Source organism: Rhizobium esperanzae, from assembly GCF_002204185.1.
Lineage (GTDB): Bacteria > Pseudomonadota > Alphaproteobacteria > Rhizobiales > Rhizobiaceae > Rhizobium > Rhizobium esperanzae.
Genome location: NZ_MXPU01000003.1, coordinates 230422 through 246302, shown reverse-complemented (window position 1 = coordinate 246302; position 15881 = coordinate 230422). Strand labels below are relative to the sequence as shown.

General features: G+C 61.3%; 14 protein-coding genes and 1 other RNA gene. 7 read left to right on the top strand and 8 right to left on the bottom strand.

Annotated features, from left to right (window positions below):
• Positions 1-125: 125 nt before the first annotated feature.
• From B5E41_RS05545 to B5E41_RS05525, 5 genes are all read right to left on the bottom strand, one after another.
• Complete coding sequence (locus tag B5E41_RS05545; protein ID WP_088391723.1) at positions 126-1031, bottom strand: DMT family transporter; 906 nt, start codon at positions 1029-1031, stop codon at positions 126-128.
• 128 nt (positions 1032-1159) lie between these two features.
• Positions 1160-2380, bottom strand: coding sequence for a lytic murein transglycosylase (locus B5E41_RS05540; RefSeq protein WP_085860049.1), 1221 nt, complete (start codon positions 2378-2380; stop codon positions 1160-1162).
• Between the two features lie 81 nt (positions 2381-2461).
• Positions 2462-3259 carry a glycoside hydrolase family 25 protein gene (locus B5E41_RS05535; RefSeq protein WP_064803846.1) on the bottom strand — a complete coding sequence of 266 codons (798 nt, stop codon included), beginning with the start codon at positions 3257-3259 and terminating at the stop codon, positions 2462-2464.
• Positions 3260-3386: 127 nt separating this feature from the next.
• Positions 3387-4061 (bottom strand): class I SAM-dependent methyltransferase, encoded by a 675-nt coding sequence (locus B5E41_RS05530; protein WP_088391721.1) that lies wholly within the window; start codon positions 4059-4061, stop codon positions 3387-3389.
• A complete protein-coding gene (locus B5E41_RS05525) occupies positions 4058-5302 on the bottom strand; it encodes a BtaA family protein (RefSeq protein ID WP_088391719.1) in 1245 nt (414 codons plus the stop codon). Before B5E41_RS05525 ends, B5E41_RS05530 begins: the two co-directional genes overlap by 4 nt.
• Positions 5303-5496: 194 nt before the next feature.
• Between B5E41_RS05525 and B5E41_RS05520 the strand changes: the two genes are divergently transcribed.
• On the top strand, positions 5497-6918 hold the full coding sequence (locus B5E41_RS05520) for a serine hydrolase domain-containing protein (RefSeq protein ID WP_088391717.1): 1422 nt from the start codon (positions 5497-5499) through the stop codon (positions 6916-6918).
• 45 nt (positions 6919-6963) lie between these two features.
• Here B5E41_RS05520 and B5E41_RS05515 read toward each other — a convergent pair whose 3' ends face one another.
• The 3 genes from B5E41_RS05515 to B5E41_RS05505 all read right to left on the bottom strand — a co-directional run bounded on the left by B5E41_RS05515 (position 6964) and on the right by B5E41_RS05505 (position 9955).
• Entirely contained in the window at positions 6964-7905 is a 942-nt protein-coding gene (locus B5E41_RS05515; protein WP_088391715.1) for a lytic transglycosylase domain-containing protein, read from the bottom strand.
• 144 nt (positions 7906-8049) lie between these two features.
• Positions 8050-8685: a LysE family translocator gene (locus B5E41_RS05510; RefSeq protein ID WP_064803836.1), complete on the bottom strand. Its 636-nt coding sequence runs from the start codon at positions 8683-8685 to the stop codon at positions 8050-8052.
• Between the two features lie 58 nt (positions 8686-8743).
• Positions 8744-9955, bottom strand: coding sequence for a pyrophosphate--fructose-6-phosphate 1-phosphotransferase (locus tag B5E41_RS05505; protein ID WP_088391713.1), 1212 nt, complete (start codon positions 9953-9955; stop codon positions 8744-8746).
• A gap of 387 nt (positions 9956-10342) precedes the next feature.
• Here B5E41_RS05505 and B5E41_RS05500 point away from each other — a divergent pair, with 387 nt between their 5' ends.
• The 6 genes from B5E41_RS05500 to rnpB all read left to right on the top strand — a co-directional run bounded on the left by B5E41_RS05500 (position 10343) and on the right by rnpB (position 15541).
• Complete coding sequence (locus tag B5E41_RS05500; protein WP_088391711.1) at positions 10343-11050, top strand: J domain-containing protein; 708 nt, start codon at positions 10343-10345, stop codon at positions 11048-11050.
• Positions 11047-11808: an N-acetylmuramoyl-L-alanine amidase gene (locus tag B5E41_RS05495; RefSeq protein ID WP_088391709.1), complete on the top strand. Its 762-nt coding sequence runs from the start codon at positions 11047-11049 to the stop codon at positions 11806-11808. The genes B5E41_RS05500 and B5E41_RS05495 overlap by 4 nt, the downstream gene beginning before the upstream one ends.
• Before the next feature lie 262 nt (positions 11809-12070).
• Positions 12071-12598 (top strand): lytic transglycosylase domain-containing protein, encoded by a 528-nt coding sequence (locus tag B5E41_RS05490; protein WP_088391707.1) that lies wholly within the window; start codon positions 12071-12073, stop codon positions 12596-12598.
• Positions 12599-12713: 115 nt separating this feature from the next.
• Positions 12714-13901 carry an NAD(P)/FAD-dependent oxidoreductase gene (locus B5E41_RS05485; RefSeq protein WP_088391705.1) on the top strand — a complete coding sequence of 396 codons (1188 nt, stop codon included), beginning with the start codon at positions 12714-12716 and terminating at the stop codon, positions 13899-13901.
• A 10-nt stretch (positions 13902-13911) separates the two neighbouring features.
• Positions 13912-15087, top strand: coding sequence for an NAD(P)/FAD-dependent oxidoreductase (locus tag B5E41_RS05480; RefSeq protein ID WP_088391703.1), 1176 nt, complete (start codon positions 13912-13914; stop codon positions 15085-15087).
• Positions 15088-15143: 56 nt separating this feature from the next.
• Positions 15144-15541, top strand: an RNA gene (gene rnpB, locus B5E41_RS05475) — RNase P RNA component class A.
• The last annotated feature ends 340 nt before the right edge of the window (positions 15542-15881 follow it).

The window sequence follows — 15881 nt, the reverse complement described above, 5'->3', positions numbered from 1 at the left end:
TTCGCGTTTATTTTTGTTCACAGTTTTTAACGCGTCGTTAAATCGGGCGATTGGGAATTTACCTATGTGCCTGAAACAGGGCACATCGACAAGCGCTTGAGAATATAGGGATATACAACCAGCTCTCACGCGGCTTTCACCAGCAGGCGGTAGGCGCGGCCATCGAGGATGACGAGTCCGAAACCGATCAGCGCCATGCCGGCAAATTCGCCCAGCGCCAACCGTTCTCCGAGGAAAATCACGCCGAGAAGGATGGCGCTTGGCGGCACCAGCAGGGTGACAAGCGAGGCGTTGGTGGCGCCTGCCGCCGCCATGATCCGGAAATAGAGAATGTAGGCGAAGGCGGTCGACAACAGCGCCAGCGCCAGGACGGCGAGCAGGACATCGAGCGGCGGCAAGGAGAGCGTCCAGGGGCGATCGGCCAGCAGCGACAGCGGCAAAGTGATCAGCGAGGACGCGGTCAACTGGCCGGCTGCGGTGACTGGTGCCGGAACGTCCTTGAATCGCTTGCCGTAGGTGGCTGCGAACCCATAGGAGATGGCGGCAAGCACGGGAAGCAGCAGCGCCCAGAGGGGGGCTTGGCCGCTGGCCGACAGGCCGGGGCCGACCAGCACGATCGTTCCGGTGAGGCCGACGAGGCAGCCGGCGATTTTGGCCGAGGACAGCTTTTCGTCGGAGGTGAAATAATTGGCGATCAGCACGGTCCAGATCGGCGTTGTCGCGTTCAGGATCGCCGCAAGGCCGGCGCCGATGCGGGTCTGGCCGAAGAAGATCAGCGCATGCGGCAGGGCATTGTTGATCAGCCCAAGGATCAGGAATTCGCGCCAGCGGGCTTTCAGAGTCGGATAGATATCGAAACGGCCGGCGATATAGACGTGCAGCGCCAGCCCGGCCAGCAGCAGACGGAGGAAGACGAGCGTCAGTGGTGGGATATGCTGGACGGCGATGCGTGCGAAGAAAAAGGAGCCGCCCCAGATAAGACCAAGCAGGAGCAGCAGGCTCCAGATCCAGGCACTCATTCTGCTGTCCATGCCGTCTTCCTCCATCCAAAGCCGGATCGTTTAGACCCGGCGGCGCTCCTCACCATTATGCTTTAACGCGGGGGGTAAGCGGCGCCACCCGTTTCTTGCAAAACGAGCGGCGGGAGTGTCAGTGGCGATCAGAGAGCGTTGAGAAGGGCAGGCGTCGCCCAGCCGTCGGCCGGTATGCCCAAGCGCTGCTGTTCCTTCTGGATCGCGATACGTGTTCCGGATCCGAGAATGCCGTCGATCTCGCCGACATCGTGGCCGAGCGACTGCAGCTTGGTTTGCAGCGTCTTCATCTGATCGTTGGCCAGCCCTTGTTCCGGTGCGCCCTTGAGATAGGTCGGGGCGCCGGAAAGGCGGGTGGCGAAATAGGCGGCCGACGTCGTGTAGATGAACGACTTGTTCCATTCGAGATAGATCTTGAAATTCGGGTAGGCGATGAAAGCCGGTCCCATGCGGCCCTGCGGCAACACGAGATCGCCTTCGAGATCGCCGAAAGCGGTGTTGCCGTCGCGCGGCTTGACGCCGAGGGCGAACCATTCGCCGGCCTTCATCGTGCCGCCGAGGCCGGATTTCTCCCAGGGCAGGTTGTCGGGCACGGTGACTTCCTGCAGCCAAGGCTGGCCGCGCTCGAAGCCGAGGTGCTGGATGAATTTCGCCGCCGTCAGGACGGCGTCCGGGCCGCTCTGCTTCACGTGGATATGGCCGTCGCCGTCGCCATCCATGCCATAGGCGATGATGTCGCGCGGTAGCATCTGGACCTGGCCGATCTCGCCGGCCCAGGCGCCGGTATTGGTGGCGGGATCGAGGTCGCCGTGCTCGACCATCTCGATCAAGGCGATCAGCTGCGGGCGGAAGAGCTCCGGGCGGCGGCAGTCGTGCGACAGCGTCACCAGGGCATTGCGGGTGTTGAAATCGCCCTGGACGGCGCCGAAATCGGTTTCCATTGCCCAGAATGCGGTGATGACGCCGGGGGGAACTCCGAATTCCTGCTCGGCCCGGGCAAACACGTCGGCATATTGCTTCATCTTCTGGCGGCCGATGTCGAGGCGGGCCTGGCTGACGGTGCGCTGCGAGAATTCGAGGAAGGTCTGCTTGAAGACGCCCTGGGCACGATCCCGGCTCAGGACCTTAGGATCGATTTCGGCGCCGGCCAGCGCCTCGTCGGCGGCTGCGGCGCTGGCGCCTGCGGCGACCGCATCAGCCTTGACGCCCTGGAGGAAGGCAGACAGATCGCCGCCGCAGGGGGCTGCCGGAGCCGAGGCCGCGGGCGCCTGTTGGGCGGCCGCGCCGCCTGCAATAGCGAGGGCAAACAGGAGGGCGAGTGCAGAGCGGCTTGTGAGCGAGCGGTGCATGAATGCGGTCCTTATAGCAAATGGATGCCCGTCGCTTTCACAGAGGAATGTGACGGAAGCAAGAAAGATTGAAAGACGTTACTAAGAATTTCTATCCTTGGAAACGGCCGCGACCCAATTGTTCCAGTTCTTTGCGCTGCCGGCAAAGACGTTGATGTCGGTCGGCCCCTTGATGCCGGGAATAACGCCGGTCGAGGTATATTGCCAGAAGGCCCAGCGGCGGTCGGAATAGGTCACCTCGGGATGTTTTGCCACCGAGCGGACCCAGAAATGATAGTCCTGGAAGTAGCCGGCGAGATTGTCGCGGTGAAAATCGACCGAGGTGTAGATAATCGGGCGCTTGCCGTAATAGGCCTCCAGTCGGTCCATGAAACGCTGCATTTCGGAGCGCACGGTTTTCGCGTCGGGGCGGTAGCGGCAGGTCTTCGATTCGGCGTTCCATTCGACGTCGAGCACCGGCGGCAGGCGCATGGCCTCCTTCGGCACATTGCGGATGAACCAGTCGGCCTGCTCATCGGCCGAGGAGCAGAAATAATAGAAATGGTAGGGGGCGTTCGGGATGCCGGCGGCGCGCGCCTCGCGCCAATATTCATCGAAGCGGGGGTCGACCCTGTCCTTGCCTTCCGTCGCCTTGATGAAGGCGAAGGCGACGCCGGAATTCCTCACTGTCGCCCAGTCGATATCGCCTTGCCATTTGGAGATGTCGATGCCGTGGATTGCATTCTGTTGCGGATGCTTCGGGCCGAAATCCTGCGGATCGGTGTCCTGGAAGCGCGTCTTCGGCTTGATCGATGCGGTTTCGAGATAGTCGTGACCGGAGGAGGAACAGCCCGCCAGCAAGCTGGCCAGGGGCAGAACGCAAAACAAAAGCCGGCGCATGGGTATCCCGTCGTGAACCGAATGATCTCTTTGCCCCACAGCCTGACCTTCGAAAATGACGAGCCGAGCAGAGGAATAACCCTCTTTTCATCATATCAACGTAAAAAATGGGTTAGTTTCAAGCGAATTATGAGCGCCTGCTGATGATGGCCGCCCGCCAGGCGTAACCGCCGCCGACTGTTTCGAAGGACAATCGCGCATTGTGTTCCTCGGCCTGCGCTTTCAGGACCTCCTCCAGATCGGCGCGTGGAGTGACGTGGAATTTCGCAAGCCAGGTCTGCAGCATGCGGCGGAACCAACGCGGCAGGCCTTCCTGCTGGCCGAAATCAACGACATGCAGCTGGCCACCGGGATTGAGTGCGGCGATCGACGCATCGACGGCGCGCTCCCAGTCGGGGATCATCGACAGAGCATAGGAAATCAGAATACGGTCGAAGCCGCTGACGCCGAATTCGCGCGGCGTAAACGCCGTGGCGTCGGCGACGCGGAATTCCGGGATTGTCGCTTTCGTGGCGAAGGTCTTGCGCGCCGAGATCAGCATTTCCTGGGAAATGTCGAGGCCGAACAGCTTGGCACTCGGGAAATATCTGTGCGCCAAAGCCATGTTGCGCCCGGTGCCGCAGCCGACTTCGAGCAGGGTGCCGCCATCAGGCACGTCGAGATTGCGAATCGTGCTGTCGCGGCCGAGGAGATAATATTTGCGGGTCAGGTCGTAGATATGGCGCTGGTAGCGGTACATGCCATCCATCAGGCTGGCATGTTCGTTGCTGTTTCCTGCCGTCTCGGTGCCGACCTTGCTCACGCCTTCTTCCCGTAAATGTGGAAGCCGCCGTAGATCGCCGAGCGATCGAGCGCCGTCAGCTCTCGCGATTTCTCTTCGAAGTAATCCCACTGATCGCGGATCGACGCAGACAGGCGGCCTTCGATGATGCTCTTTTCGGCTGCGGTGCGGAAGATCACGCGCGCGCCTTCGCGCGCCGTGCGGGTGATTTCCCGCCAGACGTCGTTCAGTTGCCCGTCGGTCATCCAGTCCTGCGCGTCGAGCAGGATGTAACGGTCGCGGGAGGCCGCCGGCTCGCGGGCCAGAAGTTCGGTGAAGCTTGCGTGGTGGACGTTGACGCGGTCGACATTGGCGCGGATCACCTCGTAGTGCTCCGGCTTCAGATAGGTCGGCAGCGGGCCTTCTTCTTGCGTGCCGTAGCGGCGGCCGAAGGCCTGCCAGGCGAAATAGTTGTCGCGCATCGGGAAATGACAGGCGAGCTTTTCCAGGCGATGCTTCAGCACCGGCGCGATCGAATGATCGGCGGCAAGACTTGCGAGCTCGTCATATTGCTGCGGCGGAATGCCGAGGCCGAAGAGCGAGCTTTTGCGGCCGGTGATCCAGCGTACGACCGGCTTTTCGAACAGGGGGGCGATCTGCTCGTCGAAGAACTGGCGCTGCTCGCGGATGGAGCGGGTCTTGGTCATTTCGCGCAGCTTGACGCCGTGCAGACGGGCAAGGAGATGGGCTGCGCCGATGAAGCGGCCGAGCAAGCCGGTTTCATAGATATTGCGGTCGAAGACGGTGACGCGGCGGCGTCCGAATTTGCGGCCGTTCCAATAGCTGCGGGTCGCCTCGTCGAGATTGGCGGCAAGATGCCGGTCGAAGGCGCGGCTGTTCGACTTCTCGTTCGGCATCGCCAGGAAGCGGACGAGATCCGTATGATCGGGCAGATGCTTGAAGGCGGCGAGCTTCAGTTGGTTCAGCGCGATATGGTGCGGGTTGAGGTCGACGACGTCGATCGAGGCCGGCGCCTTGGAGAGATAGGCGAGCATGTTGCAGCCGCCGGAGCCGATGGTGACGATGCGATGATTGGGCTTCAGCTCCATCGCCTGCATGTCGAGATCCGGATCCTCCCAGATCTGCGGATAGACGAGGCCGGAGAAGAGAAGACCGAAGAGACGCTCGGAGAAGCCCTCCTTCGAAAAAGCCTTATGGCGGAGAAGCGCGTCCTTGAGTTTCCGGTTCTTGCGGAAGCCGGCATCCGGTGCAAATTCTGACATGAGTCTGTCACCTTTTTAGCGTTCAGGGCGTGTAGCGCGCCACTGCTACAGTTTGATGACGCGGGCTGTGGGCCTGCGCCGTTCGAAAACATCGCCCTCCTCGGAAAGTGATCGTGGTGACGGAATATTCTTCGCGTCGCGGCCTTTCCGGCAGGCGGAATTCCTGCTTCTCTCCGGGCATTCGGAGGAATGCCATGCGATTTGTCCTGCGTATCCTGAAGGCGCTTGCTCTCCTTGTCGTTCTCATCGTCGTTGCCGGCGCTGCCTGGCTGTTCGTCCGGCCGCCGGAGCTTCTGCGCGTCGGCGACGGCTATGCCGCCAAGATCGTTTGCTCCAACGTCTTCATTGCCGGCCGTAACGCCGAAGACGTGCTGGCGGATGACGTGCAGGCGCCGGGAAATCCGCTGCTGCGGCTCGTGCGCGTCAGCGTCGACCGCGACAGCAACCGTGTGACCGCGCGCTTCCTGGGGCTGTTTGCTTCGAGCCACGCACTCTACCGGGGCGCTTTCGGCTGCACGAGCGTGCCCGACGGCGATTTCGAGGCGGCGGCGAATGCGGTAGCTTTCGACGCGCCGGCCAGAATGGAGGCGAACGCGGCGTTGTGGCCGGAAGGCGAGGGGGTCGGCGGTCGGGACGAAAAGATCGCTGCGGTGCTTAACGATACAGGGCTTGCCGGCCCAGCCATGCGGGGGATCGTGGTGGTGCGCGATGGCCGAATCGTCGCTGAAGCCTATGGTTCCGGATTTTCAGCGAAGACGCCGCTGATCGGCTGGTCGATGACGAAGACGGTGAATGCGGCCATCCTCGGCCGGCTGATGCTCGATGGCAAGATTTCCTTCGACGATGATCATCTGCTGGCGCAGTGGAAGGACGATCAGCGCGCCAGGATCAAGGTATCCGACTTGCTCGGTATGGAGAGCGGCCTGGCATTCAACGAAGACTACGGCAACGTCGCTGACGTGACGCGCATGCTCTATCTCGACCCCGACATGGTGTCGTTGCCGGCCAATGCGCCGATGGAGGCGGCACCGGGTCAGCGCTTCCGCTATTCGAGCGGCACGGCGGTGCTCTTGTCGCGCATCTGGATGGACAGAGTCGGCAATGCGCCGGCAGCCTACTCCTATCCGCACGACGCGCTCTTCTTGCCGCTCGGCATGACGAGTGCGGTCTTCGAACTCGACGCGCGCGGCACCTTTGTCGGAAGCTCCTATCTCTACGCGACGGCGCATGATTGGGCACGCTTCGGGCAGTTCCTGCTGCAGGATGGGGTGTGGAATGGCCAGCGGCTGTTGCCGGAGGGCTTCGTCGGCGCCATGCGCACGCCGACGGCCGCCTCGAACGGCCGGTATACGCAAGGTCAGGCCTGGCTCGCGCCCGGTGGCTCCAGCGCCGCGCTCGGGTTGCCAGAGGATACGTTCTGGCTCACGGGGCATGACGGGCAGAGCATGGCGATCGTGCCTTCCGCCAATCTGGTCGTCGTCCGGCTCGGGCTGACGCCGGGCTGGCTCGGCTATCAGCCGCAAACGCTTCTGAAGGCGATCCTAGCGGCGTTGCCGCAATCGGGAGGGCCGCAACAGCAGGCCGGATCACAACAGCAGGCTCAGCCGCAGCCGTAGGCTATGACCGCTGTTTCAATTGGGTTGTTCCGGCAGCTGCCCGGTTCAGTAATTACCCTGGGCGACGTCGTTCATGCCCTTGCGCTTGGCGTCGTAATAATAGCCGCGCGCATAGAGGCGGACGGCGTCGTCTTCCTTGTTGTCGGAGACGAGCCAAGCGCCACGCAGATATTTTGCGGCATATTTGATGTTGGTCTCGGCGTCGAACAGGCCGCCCGGCGCACCGTCATAGCCCATGGACTTGGCGGTGTTGTATTTGATCTGCATGAGGCCGAAATAGCCGCGCTTGTTGTAAGCCTTCGGATTGTAGCGGCTCTCGCGATGGACGATGCGGTGGAGCAGCGTCTCGGGAATTTCGTAGATCTTCGAATATTTCTGGATGAGCTTGGTGACGAAGCTCTTCTCGACCGTCGGCGCATCGTCCCTGTCGTCGTCGCTGAACATCGGGGGAGCCGTCGGCGGATCGATCGGTCCTGACTCGTCGAAGCCGTAATCCATGGAGCGCGGCGTGGTGTCGACTGCAGCAAGTGCTGCAAGCGCGCTGTTCTGCGGCGTAGCGGCGAAGGCAAGCTGCGTTGCCGGCGGCGCGGGGGTTCCCGGGCGCGGCGTCGGCACGACGGACTGGATCGCCGTCATCTCAGGCGTCAACGGGATCTGCGCATAGGCCGCTGGCTGTATGCCGGCCTGCATGGTCAGATCGGCAGGCTGGGAGCCCGGCGCAGTCGGCATAGCCGTTGCGGTGAGCGAGGGAGCTGCCTGGGGAAGACCGGTACCGGCGATTGCCTGGCCGGCAGCACCTTCCGCTGTCGGGACCGCGGCGAGCATCGCATCTTCGCCGGGCTTCGGCGTCGGCACCACTGTCTGAGTAGCTGTCAGTTCGGCCTGAGAGGTATATTCGACGCTCGTGCAGCCGGTGATCACGCCGCAGCAGAGCATCGTGGAAACGACAAGACCGCGTTTCAGGCCGGACAATCCGATCGCTACCATTCCGTCACTTTCGTGAAATCGCGCCGCCCCGGCAGCGTTATAAAAGTTACAAAAAGCTTAAACCCGATGACCCCATTAACTTATTCGTTGCATTCCGGCAACCACGGAATATTTCTAAGCTGCAATAGCGCGATACCCGGATTTTTAAGCCGCAATACGGCGATACCCAGCCGTGACGGCGCCTGCAGCGATCAGCAGAGTGCCGCCGGTCCGGTTGACAGCGCGCTGGACGCTCGCCTTGCGAATCAGTCCGCGAGCGGAATGGGCGAGAAAAGCATAGGTGGCGGCGTTGAAGATCGCCAGCACCAGGAAGGTCGCTTCCATGATCGCCATCTGCCCGAAGAAGGGCAGGGCCGGGTTGAGGAACTGCGGCACGAAGGCGACGAAGAAGACGATACTCTTCGGATTGAGGGCGGTGACGATATAGGCGTGAAGGAAGATCTTAAGCGACTTTTCCTCCGGCAGATTGTCGTTATCGGCGACCGGCTCGCCAATCACCGGAGCCCGCCAGAGCTTGATTCCCAGCCAGATCAGATAGGCGCCGCCGATCCACTTCAAAAGGGTGAAGAGAGCGGCGGAGGTGGCGAGCACCGCGCCGAGACCGAAGAGGGACGCTGTCATGGCGGTGAAGTCGCCGAGCGCCACGCCGCTCACCGTCGCAAAGGCCGTCCGGCGGCCATGGCCGAGCGCATAGGAAACGACGAGCAGTATCGTCGGCCCCGGTATGGCCAGCATGATGGCGGATGCGGCAGCAAAAGCGAGCCAGGCTTCAAGCGACATGGAATCTCCTCCTATCCCGTCGGGAACAAGCAAAGACACCATATTAACCGTCCGTCAATCATGCTTCTTTGTATTTCTGCCCTATATTGTCCATGACTTCGGCAAACCATGCCGTCGACAGGTCAAAAGCTTTGCCACCTTTGATGCGAGGAAATTCTATAGTGCGCAACTTACCGTTCTGCGCTTCGTCGTGACCGGTGACGCCGGAGACCTTATTGAGCGCACTTTCGACGGCGAGATCGACCATGCTCTGGATCAGCCTGAGGTCGTCGCCATTGGCCGGGGCCGAGCGAGCGAAATAGCCCGATTTCTGCACCAGCGAACGCTCGGCGTTGAGGAGGTTGGCGAACTGCTTCTGGAACCAGGCGCCGACATTGATCGTGTCGATCTTCACATGGCCGAAAGCGTCGCGCTTGACGGTCTCACCGGCAGCTTCACGCTCGGCGACGATGGCGTCGAGGCAGGCGCCTTCCGAGACGAAGACGGTGGCATGGCCGGTGCGGTCCATGATGTCTTTCAGGCGGGCGGCCTCGGCGTCGAGGTCGAAGGCCATTTCCGGTAGATAGACGGCGTCGATGCTCTTCAGATGCGCGTCCATCATCAGGCCGTCGACATACTGGTTGCGGCTGGTGCGCTGAAGATAGGCGCGGGCGGTGGCTGCCGTCAGCCAGCCGCAGTGGCGGCCCATCACCTCGTGGATGACGAGCGTGCGCGGTGCGGCCGTCTGCTCGTTGCTGACATTGTCGAAGAAATGCGCGCCGACTTCGGCGGCCGTCCAGGCGCCGAGCGACTGGCGAATGGGTACGACATCGTTGTCGACCGTCTTCGGCAGGCCGACGACGGTCAGGTCGTAGCCGTTGGCGGCGAGGTAGGCGGCAAGGTCGGCGGCCGTAGTATTGGTGTCGTCGCCCCCGATCGTGTGGAGAATGGTGATGCCGTCATCGGCAAGACGTTCGGCGGCGACCCTCAGCGGGTTGTCGCCTTCCTTGACAAGACCGCGCTTGACGCAGTCGGCGGCATTGGTGAGCTTGACGCGGCTGTTGCCGATCGGTGATCCGCCATAGCGGTGCAGCAGCGGCGCTCTTTCCCGCATTTGGCCGGTGATCTCGATCCGATCACCTAGCAGCACGCCCTGATAACCGGACCTATAGGCAACGATGTCGATTTCGGGCGCGACGTCGCTGTAGCGTTCGATGAGGCCGCCAACTGCGGAGGAAAGACAGGGCGCCAGGCCTCCGGCGGTCAGCATTGCGACTTTCTGTTTGGCCATGATCCCTCCTATGGTGTTCAGTGCGGCAGCGTAGCTAGCGCATGGATGCGGCAGGGAAAGGGCTCTGTAAAGTAAAGAATCTACGAAAGAAGCGGCTTTTTGCCGGGTTCAACGGCGAAGGCGGCTCGAAGTATCGATATAATCGTTTCAAGCCCGCTTTGCTTGTCGGGAACTGTTTGTGGATATCGGCGGCTAAGATCGAGTGAGATGGTGCGGGCACTCTCTTACGGCAGATCCGGCGAAAGCGACCGACCGCTTGCTGCGGTGCAATAATTACCGAATTGTGAAAACTGTTTTCGATGCTACGACCAATCGTCGCCTTGCAAAGGCTCAGATTCTTTGGTCAAGCTGACTTCTCATACTTGACAAGCGTGCGAGAGATTTTCGATGTCCTTCTGGGAAAAACTGTTGAATGCCATTGGCAATACCGCGGGCAATGCGCTTTCCGCGGTCGTCGAGGCGATCCGAACGGTTTTCGAAGGCGACCCCGAAACCCGGCGCAAAGTGGCGTTCTCTGTGGCAATCATCGCGCTTTCGGCCAAGATGGCCAAGGCCGACGGCATCGTCAGCGAGAGGGAGGTCGAGGCCTTCCGGGAAATCTTCGAATTTCCGCCGGATCAAGCCAAGAATGTCGCCAGACTTTATAACCTCGCGCGTCAGGATGTTGCCGGCTATGGGGCCTACGCCGAGCGGCTCTCCACGCTCTGCACCACCTGCGCAGCCAATTGCGCGGTGCTGGAAGACGTGCTCGACGGTCTCTTCCATATCGCCAAGGCCGACGGGCTGATCCATGAGAAGGAACTGAATTTCCTGCGCCACATCGCCGAAATCTTTGAAATGAGCGAGACACGTTTCGACCAGATCGCCGCTCGCCACGTCTCGTCCGGCGGCGATCCCTACAAGGTGCTCGGCGTGTCGCCTTCCGACGATTTTCCGACGATCCGCCGCCGTTACCACGGCCTGGTCAGCGAACATCATCCCGATCGACTGATCTCGCGTGGGGTGCCGAAGGAGTTTCATTTGATCGCCAATGAGCGCATGGCGGCGCTGAATGCAGCCTATGCGGCGATCGAGAAGGAACGCCGCGCCGCATGACCTCTTTCGAGGCCGATTATCGAGGCGCTTGCGTGCGGCCGTCGCCCAACCACGGCGAGCGGGCGGACGGGCGGCGTCCCGACATGATCCTGCTGCATTATACCGGGATGCCGACGGCCGATGGCGCGCTCGACTGGCTCTGTCGGGAAGAGAGCCAGGTTTCCAGCCATTATTTCGTGCACGAGAATGGCGAGGTGATCCAACTCGTGCCGGAGGCGCGGCGCGCCTGGCATGCGGGCAAAAGCAGCTGGCACGGCGAGAGCGATATCAATTCGCTGTCGATCGGCATCGAAATCGCCAATGCCGGCCATCCCGGCGGCCTTCCCGACTATCCGAAAGAACAGATCGCAGCAGTCATCGAATTGTGTCGTGACTGTGTCAAACGTTGGTCGATCGCGCCGGAAAGAGTGCTCGGGCATTCCGATGTCGCACCGATTCGCAAGGTCGATCCGGGCGAGAAATTCCCTTGGGCCGAGCTTCATCGGGCGGGTGTGGGGCATTGGGTCGAGCCGGCGACGATCACCGGCGGGCGTTTCTTTCAGCGCGGGGACGACGGCCAGCCGGTGGAAGCGCTGCAGTCGATGCTTTCGCTTTATGGTTACGCCACTGAAATTACGGGCGAATTCTCCGAAAAGACGGCCGGCGACGTGGAAGCCTTCCAGCGCCATTTCCGGCCCGAACGAGTGGACGGGATCGCCGATTTCTCGACGATCGACACGCTGCACCGGCTGCTGTCGGCGCTACCGCGATTTTCCTGACGACGGCAGGTGGATTTCCGGGCAGTTTTGCCGCCACAAGCGAGAAATCCGCCCCGCCACATCATTTCCCTATTATCTCCTCATTGCGATGGTCTAAGGACGCCCGCTGAACGGCGCTCGCGGCTGATTTCAAGTGTAACCGTGACCGCCAAATGAAACGATAAGAATTGCTGTGGAACGCGATCAGTCCTTGATCGCGTGTATCCGGATGACGGCGAGGCGCGCAGTCCTGCAGTTCTTTGGGTCGGAGTGAAGAAACTATATGAAAAAGTTGATTGTTGGTGCTGCGGCATGCCTTGGCATGCTGCTGGCGGGGTATAACTTTGCCTCGGCTAATGATGACTGGGGCGTCAGGGCCGAAACCATCCCGCTGAAAACCGTCGATCGCCAGAGCGGTTATGCTATGCCCGATTTCTCTAACAGCATTCCCTATGCTGCGCTGATCAACAAATATGCAGCTGAATACAACGTTCCGGTGGCGCTCGCCCAGGCGGTCGTTCGCATCGAGAGTAATTTCAATCCAAAGGCACGCGGCAGCGCCGGCGAAATCGGCCTGATGCAGATCAAGCCCGCAACGGCCAGGATGATGGGATATTCCGGCACGCGCAAAGGCCTGTTCGATCCCGAGACTAACATCAAATACGGCATGAAGTATCTGGCGGCCGCCCATCAGCTCGGCGGCGGGCAGACCTGCAACACCATCCTCAAATATAATGCCGGCCATGGCGCAACGCGCATGAACCCGGTGTCGAAGACGTATTGCGGCAAGGTCCTGGCGATGCTCGACTGAGCCGCCACCCCGATCGGAGGAAAGTCTTCCGCTGCTGTTTTTGCGATATGAATCAGACCGCTCGCCGTGATATCCCACCTCGAAACGAGGTGGCCACCTCGATATAAGGTGAGACATGGCAATCGATTTCAGGTTCATCGTCATCGGGCGCGGCATGATGGGAGCGGCGGCGGCACGGCATCTCTCCTCCATGGCCGAAGGCGTCGCGCTGATCGGCCCTTCGGAGCCGGAGGATCGCAAGGCCCATCACGGCGTCTTTGCCAGCCATTATGACGAAGCGCGCATTACCCGCACCTTCGATGGCAATCTCGCCTGGGGAACTTTTGCCGCGCGGGCGCTCGGACGCTACCGCGACATCGAGGCGAAAAGCGGCATTCCCTTCTTTTCGGAAGTCGGCTGCCTTTTTGCCGGTCCCCCGCCCAAGGACGAGCAGGACTTTCTTCTAAGGGCGCTGACCGTCAGCGGGACGCTCGGCAGCGATATCGAGATCGTCGCCCCGGCGGAACTCGACCGGCGTTTTCCCTATCTTGCCGTCGGCCCTGATTTCAGCGGATATTTCGAGCGCAAGGCCGCCGGGCACATCAATCCGCGGGCGCTGGTGCGCGCGCAAGCCAGGCTCGCCGAACAGGGCGGCGTCTCGCTGATCGAGGCGACCGCGACGTCGGTGCGTGACACAGGTCCCCATGTAGAGGTGACGGCCGGCGACAGAAGCTACAGCGCCGAGCGCGTATTGGTCGCGGCCGGCGCTTTCAGCAATTTTCATGCCCTGCTGCCGCGCGCCCTCGACCTCCGGGTCATGGCGCGTACCGTTGTCTTCTACGAAATCGGCGAGCGCGAGATGGCGATTTTCGGCGACATGCCGTCGACCATCGTGCTCGGCGACCGGGAGGAGGATCACATCTATATCCTGCCGCCGGTGCGTTATCCGGACGGCAAGGTCTATCTGAAGCTTGGCGGCGATACCGAGGCGCTTTCCTTCAGCCGGCTGGAAGAGACCGGCACATGGTTCCGTTCCGACGGCAGTGTGGCCGAGCGCGATCATCTCTCGCGCATCGCCCTGCAACTGATGCCGGAGCTGGCGGGCTGCCGGGCTACATCGGCTCCGTGCGTGGCGAATTTCACGCCGACCGGTTATCCCTACGTCGGCTTCACGCCGTCGCCGCGGATCGCGGTGCTAACCGGCGGCAATTTTGTCGCGGCCAAATCCTCCGACGAACTCGGGCGTCTCGGCGCCGTGCTTCTCAGGGAAGGGCGGCTCGGGGATGAGGATTTCGGCCGCGAGCTGACGCCGGTCTTCGTTTGAGAGGAATATCATGCCAGTCGATTTCAAATATATCGTCGTCGGCCGCGGGCTGATGGGAGCCGCTGCCGCGCGGCATCTGGCGCGGCAGACGGATGGTGTCGCGGTGATCGGCCCGGACGAGCCTGATGATCGCAAGGCGCATGCAGGCGTTTTCGCCAGCCATTACGACGAGGGGCGCATTACCCGCACCATCGATCCCGACCGCAACTGGGCGCTGCTCGCCAACCGCTCGATCGGTCGCTACGGCGAAATCGCGAACGAGAGCGGCATCGACTTCTATCGGGAGGTCGGCTGCGTCGTCGTCGCGCCCAATGGAAGCGATTATCTCGAAAGGACTCGGCAGGCTGCCGTTTCGCTCGGCGTCGAGACCAGGCCTCTGGACGCGGGCGGATTGAAGACCGCATTTCCGTTCTTTGCCTTTCCCGCCGGCAGTGCAGGTGTATTCGAGGCGAGGGGCGCCGGACATATCAGTCCGCGCAAGTTGGTCAAGGCACAATCTCTGCTGGCAGAAAGGGCAGGCGCGACTGTCATCCGGGATCATGTGGTCTCGATCCGCGAGGAGGGCGGGCTGGCGACCGTCAAGACTGCCGGGGGCCTCACCTATCGCGGTGAAAAGGTGCTGCTGGCGGCGGGCGGATTTTCCATTGCCGAGAATCTGTTGCCACGGCCTGTTGACATGACGGTTTATGGCCGGACGATAACGCTGTTCGAGGTCGGCGAGGCTGATGCGCTCCGCCTTGCGGCGATGCCGTCGCTCATTCTCGACGTGCCCGGCATCCATATCTATCTGCTGCCGCCGATCCGTTATCCCGATGGCAAATTCTACTTGAAGATCGGCGGCGATCCCGACGATCTGGTCTTACACAACGACATCGAGATGCGGGCCTGGTTCAGGACCGAAGGGCGCGAGAGCGTGCGCCTGCATCTGCAGCGTATCGCAGCCGACCTTGTGCCCGATATGACGCCGCTGTCGATTTCGACGGCGGCCTGCGTTGTCTCGTTTACGGAAAGCAGCTATCCGATGATCGGCTATACCTCTTCGCCCGCGATTGCGGTGCTGACGGGCTGCGCCGGCACCTCGGCCAAGAGTTCGGACGAAATCAGCAGGCTCGGCGCGGAGCTGCTTTTGTCGGGCAGAATCAGCGAACAGGGCTACTCCACGGATTTCACACCTAATTTCCGTTAAGCCTATCCCCCATATTTCGGTAGCAATTACGGGCTCTCTCGTTTATGGGAGCCCTGCCAGTTGGCCGGGCAGCCGCGCTTTACCAATGCCGAAAGGCGGTAGGGTGAGGAAAGTCCGGGCTCCACGGAAACACGGTGCCGGATAACGTCCGGCGAGGGCGACCTCAGGGAAAGTGCCACAGAAAGCAAACCGCCTGTCATGACAGGTAAGGGTGAAAGGGTGGGGTAAGAGCCCACCGCATCTCCGGCAACGGATATGGCACGGTAAACCCCACCGGGAGCAAGACCGAATAGGGATGACGCGGCGGGCCGAAAGGCTCTCCGGCCGGTTTCCAGGCCAGTCATCCGGGTGGGTTGCGTGAGGCAGCGTGCGAGCGCTGTCCCAGAGGAATGGCTGCCACGTTCCGGTTCACGCCGGAGCCATACAGAACCCGGCTTACAGGCCAACTGGCGATTAACATCCGTGCCGCGGCAGGCTGGATTTTCACCCTAAATCGCTGAAACCGACTGTTTCAAGCCCATATTCATGCATCTTATAGATGTGTTTTTGTGCGACGCTATCAATGCGTGTCTGTCGTAAAACGGCGCCGCTAACCCTTTGTTAAACTTAATAGCTTATAAATGTTTGATCACGCGTCCGTTGCAAAATGGGCGTATCCCATTGACGCCCATATGGTCCCATGTTATCCCAAATGCGCACTGCATCAGGGCAATCATTTGCCCATTCATCGCAAAGCAAAGGCGTCTTCCCTTCCAGAAGCGTCGGGTGGGATTTGGCTCATCCGGCTTGCGAAG

Bases quoted from the DNA above. Each gene is read 5' to 3' on its own strand.
- B5E41_RS05545 (WP_088391723.1), bottom strand. From the start codon at position 1,031: ATGGACAGCAGAATGAGTGCCTGGATCTGGAGCCTGCTGCTCCTGCTT.
- B5E41_RS05535 (WP_064803846.1), bottom strand. From the start codon at position 3,259: ATGCGCCGGCTTTTGTTTTGCGTTCTGCCCCTGGCCAGCTTGCTGGCG.
- B5E41_RS05480 (WP_088391703.1), top strand. From the start codon at position 13,912: ATGCCAGTCGATTTCAAATATATCGTCGTCGGCCGCGGGCTGATGGGA.
- B5E41_RS05495 (WP_088391709.1), top strand. From the start codon at position 11,047: ATGACCTCTTTCGAGGCCGATTATCGAGGCGCTTGCGTGCGGCCGTCG.
- B5E41_RS05520 (WP_088391717.1), top strand. From the start codon at position 5,497: ATGCGATTTGTCCTGCGTATCCTGAAGGCGCTTGCTCTCCTTGTCGTT.
- B5E41_RS05510 (WP_064803836.1), bottom strand. From the start codon at position 8,685: ATGTCGCTTGAAGCCTGGCTCGCTTTTGCTGCCGCATCCGCCATCATG.
- B5E41_RS05505 (WP_088391713.1), bottom strand. From the start codon at position 9,955: ATGGCCAAACAGAAAGTCGCAATGCTGACCGCCGGAGGCCTGGCGCCC.
- B5E41_RS05500 (WP_088391711.1), top strand. From the start codon at position 10,343: ATGTCCTTCTGGGAAAAACTGTTGAATGCCATTGGCAATACCGCGGGC.
- B5E41_RS05490 (WP_088391707.1), top strand. From the start codon at position 12,071: ATGAAAAAGTTGATTGTTGGTGCTGCGGCATGCCTTGGCATGCTGCTG.
- B5E41_RS05525 (WP_088391719.1), bottom strand. From the start codon at position 5,302: ATGTCAGAATTTGCACCGGATGCCGGCTTCCGCAAGAACCGGAAACTC.
- B5E41_RS05515 (WP_088391715.1), bottom strand. From the start codon at position 7,905: ATGGTAGCGATCGGATTGTCCGGCCTGAAACGCGGTCTTGTCGTTTCC.
- B5E41_RS05485 (WP_088391705.1), top strand. From the start codon at position 12,714: ATGGCAATCGATTTCAGGTTCATCGTCATCGGGCGCGGCATGATGGGA.
- B5E41_RS05540 (WP_085860049.1), bottom strand. From the start codon at position 2,380: ATGCACCGCTCGCTCACAAGCCGCTCTGCACTCGCCCTCCTGTTTGCC.